This is a genomic window from Kineococcus glutinatus (assembly GCF_039542765.1).
In the GTDB taxonomy this organism is placed as follows: domain Bacteria; phylum Actinomycetota; class Actinomycetes; order Actinomycetales; family Kineococcaceae; genus Kineococcus_A; species Kineococcus_A glutinatus.
Map to the genome: position 1 here is coordinate 1 of NZ_BAABIL010000523.1, position 3,501 is coordinate 3,501.

Consider the following 3,501-nt stretch of genomic DNA (forward strand, 5'->3'; position numbering starts at 1 on the left):
TCCGCGCGGCCCAGACCGGGCGGGGCGGCGAGGAACCGGCGCAGCTCCTGCGGCACCGGTTCCAGGTCGGCGGCGCACCCGGCCAGCGCCCCGGCCAGCGCCGCGGCCTCCGCGGGCCCGCCGCCCGCCCCCAGCGCCTCGGCGCTGCGGCGCCAGTCCGCGACGTAGGCGTCGGCCCAGCGCGGCCCGAAGCGCGGTGCGAGGTCGCGGCCGGTGGCGGTGTGGGCGGCGAGGAAGGCGTCGGTGAAGGCCAGGTGCACCCAGCGCAGCAGCCGCGGGTCGGAGGCGGCGTAGGCGCGGCCCCGCTCGTCCTGGCCCCGGACCCGGGTGTGCATGCCGCGCACGCGGGCGGCCTCCCGCCCGGCCAGCTCGGCGGAGCCGAAGGTGGACACCACGAGCCAGCGGGCGGTGCCGGCCAGCCGGGCCCACGGGTCGCGCTCGTAGGCGGAGTGGCGCTGCACGCCGGCCAGCGCGAGGGGGTGGGCGGCCTGGCCGAGCAGCGCCGCGACGCCGCCGACGAGGGTGGACAGGTCGCCGTGGACCCGCCAGACCACCCCGTCGGGTTCGAACCAGCCCGGTCCGCCGCCCACGCGCGCGATGTCGCGCACCCAGGCCGGGGCGCCGCCGGGGTCGCCGGAGGTGCGGCTGCGGAAACCGCGCCGGACGCGGTCGGACAGGCCGGCGAGGCCGGTGGGAGTCGCCGGCAGCGGGAGCCCACCCGTCAGCGGGGGTGCCGGCAGGGGCGGGGGCGTGGGCGGGTGCACGCCACCACGCTCACCCGCCGCCCCCGCGAGCGCGAGCCGGCGGGCTCAGGCGGGCTCAGGCGGGCTCAGGCGGGGTCAGGCGGGGTCAGGCGGGGTCGTCGTGCCGCGCTCCGCCGCGCCGCGCCCGCCCGGAGCCGCCCTCCTCGGCCGTCACGTCGATCATCGCCGTGATCATGTGGATGTCGCGGGGGGACATGCCCAGCGAGCGCTCCGCCCAGACCCGCACCTCGGGGTGGGCCTGCACGGCCTGCTCGAGCTGGGCCACCTCCTCCGAGCGCGCGGCGGTCTCCTCGTCGCCGACGAAGTAGCCCGGGGGCACGCCGAAGACGCGGGCCAGGGCGGTGAGCTGGTGCAGGGTCGGGTCGTCCCGCTCGCCGCGGCGCAGCTGCAGCAGGTAGCTCAGCGACAGCGTGACGCCCTGGGCGTTGACCGCGTCCTTGACCTGCCGCAGCGTCCAGCGCCGCTGGGTGCGCGGGTTGACGTGGTGCTCGAAGAGGTGCTGCAGGCGTTCCGCCAGCGGCGGCGTCGCCCAGCCGCCCGCACCGGGTGCGGTGCCGTCGTGATCCGTCACCCTCGCCCCCCGGCAGCCCATCGCGTCCGACCCTCCTCATGCTGCCAGAGCAGCCGGGCGGGCACCCTCCGTGCTCCCGGCGGCGGTGACGCAGCGTTGCCACCACGGGGTGCCGTCCCCTATGTTCCACCAGGACGAACGCCCAGGCGTTCGTGTACCTCACCAGCGAACACCCGACGACCAGCAAGCCGCGTGCAGAACCGGGGGGGCCGGCGCCGCGACCGTCGACGGGACGTCCTGCCCCTGCGCTCGGAAGGTCACGCCCGATGCCCCGCTCCCGCACGCCCCGCTGCCGCACGCCCCGCACCCGGTCCCACCGGGCCCGCACGATCGTCGCGGCCGCCGCCCTCGTCGGCGGGCTCCTCGCCGGCACCGCCGCACCCGCCACCGCCGCCACCAGGACGTGGAAGTCGGGGGCCGCCGGGCTCGGCGCCGCCGACGGTCGCATCGCCACCTGGCGCGGGACCCCCCTCGACGTCGTCGCCACCTGGGCCGACAGCGGCGAGAACACGGTGAACTTCTGGCAGCTCGACCCCGGCGGCCAGTACGGCTCCTGGACGAAGAACATCGACATCGCCGTCGGCGCGTTCGACGGCGGCGGCTCCTGGGCCGCGGCCGCCTCCGGCGCCTACGACGCCCGCTGGCGCACCTCGCTCACCACGCTCAAGCGCAAGTGGGGCAGCCGGGCGGGGACGGTCTACATCCGCTTCGCCCACGAGATGAACGGCAACTGGTACCCGTGGAAGGTCACCTCGGGCAACTCCCAGCAGTTCATCGCCGCGTGGAAGCGCTACCGCGCCATCCAGAAGTCGGTGTTCCCCGCCGCCAAGCTCGTGTTCTGCCCCAACCGCGAGTCCATCGGCAACGGCATCGACTGGCGCAAGACGTTCCCCGGCGCCGGGCAGGTCGACGTCATGGGCGTCGACTACTACAACCAGTGGCCCTACGCCGCCACCGTCGCCGACTTCACGGCCCAGGCCAAGCAGACCGACGGGTACGGCGCCCCCAAGGGCATCGCCGCGCACCTCGCCTTCGCCCGCAGCGTCGGGCTGCCGCTGGCCGTCAGCGAGTGGTCCGGCAACGCCGGGATGGGCGACTCCCCGGGGTACGTGCAGGGCATGCAGCAGTTCTTCGCCGCCAACGGCGGGACCGGCGCCGGCAAGCTGCTCTACGAGGTGCAGTTCAACGAGGCCCAGGAGGGCGGGAACTGGCTGTTCTACGGCGGCAGCCGGATGCCGAAGTCGGCCGCGAAGTACCGCGACCTGTTCTGACGCACCACGCCCCCGGCCGGAACTCGGAGTGCGGCCGGGGGCGCGTGCGGCAGGGCGTGTCGCGGGGGTGCGCCGGGGAGGGGACTCGTCCGGGATCGGTCCCGTCAGGCGGGCCGGCCCAGCTGGGCGTCCAGCCACGCCACCGTCGGCCAGCCGGCGTCGCGGTCGGCGTCGACGAAGAACCGGAACTCGTGGTCGAGCGGGAGGCGCTGGTGGGGGAGGTCGACCCCCTCGGCGGCGAAGACGTCGACGACCTGCTCCACCCGGTCGCCGTTGAGGTTCCCGCCGACGCTGGTGATCCTCGGCTGCCCGGAGCGCACGCGGTCGAGGAACTCCAGGTACGAGGCCGGCTCCCGGCTCATGGCCCCGTCCACGGCCCACACGGCCGCGAACTCCTCCGGGTGCTCGATGCCGAAGCGGAAGGCGCCGTGGCCGCCCATCGACCAGCCGACGAGCAGCCGGTGCGCCGGGCCCGGCCGCACGCGGTAGGTCCGCTCGACGTGCGGGACGAGCTCGTCGATGAAGGCGGTGTCGTACCGGCCCTCCCAGCGCCCGTCGCCGTTGCTGTCCGGTGTGACGATCACCACGTCGTCGAGCACCCCGGCGTCGACGGCCGCCCGCAACCGCTCGGCCTCGGGCAGGAAGGTGGCGTTGCTCTGGCCGCGCCCGTGCAGCGCGAACAGCACGGGGTACTCCCGGCAGTCGGTGTAGTAGTCCGCGGGCAGGCTGACGCTGTAGGGCACGGGCCGGCCGTCGGCGCCCGTGAACCCGGTGTCGAAGCGCAGGTCACCCGCTGCGGTGTCGCAGCCGCGCGGGTCGGTGCCCGCCTCGCCGCCGGACGCCCCCGGCGGCGTCGACGGCGGCCCCGCGGTGGGCACCGACCCGGCGCCCGCCC

At 76.2% G+C, this 3,501-nt stretch carries 4 protein-coding genes; 1 reads left to right on the forward strand and 3 read right to left on the reverse strand.

What is annotated here, in order from left to right:
• Both ABEB16_RS17490 and ABEB16_RS17495 read right to left on the reverse strand, forming a co-directional pair.
• Positions 1 to 764, reverse strand: a 764-nt coding sequence (locus tag ABEB16_RS17490) for an oxygenase MpaB family protein (RefSeq protein ID WP_345713500.1), incomplete at its 3' end; no start/stop codon positions are given.
• An 85-nt stretch (positions 765 to 849) separates the two neighbouring features.
• Positions 850 to 1,335, reverse strand: coding sequence for a helix-turn-helix domain-containing protein (locus ABEB16_RS17495; RefSeq protein ID WP_345713501.1), 486 nt, complete (start codon positions 1,333 to 1,335; stop codon positions 850 to 852).
• A gap of 266 nt (positions 1,336 to 1,601) precedes the next feature.
• Between ABEB16_RS17495 and ABEB16_RS17500 the strand changes: the two genes are divergently transcribed.
• Complete coding sequence (locus tag ABEB16_RS17500; protein ID WP_345713502.1) at positions 1,602 to 2,606, forward strand: glycosyl hydrolase; 1,005 nt, start codon at positions 1,602 to 1,604, stop codon at positions 2,604 to 2,606.
• Positions 2,607 to 2,710: 104 nt separating this feature from the next.
• Here the strand turns inward: ABEB16_RS17500 and ABEB16_RS17505 are convergent.
• On the reverse strand, positions 2,711 to 3,501 hold a 791-nt coding region (locus tag ABEB16_RS17505; RefSeq protein ID WP_345713503.1), incomplete at its 5' end, for an alpha/beta hydrolase.

Bases quoted from the DNA above. Each gene is read 5' to 3' on its own strand.
- ABEB16_RS17500 (WP_345713502.1), top strand. From the start codon at position 1,602: ATGCCCCGCTCCCGCACGCCCCGCTGCCGCACGCCCCGCACCCGGTCC.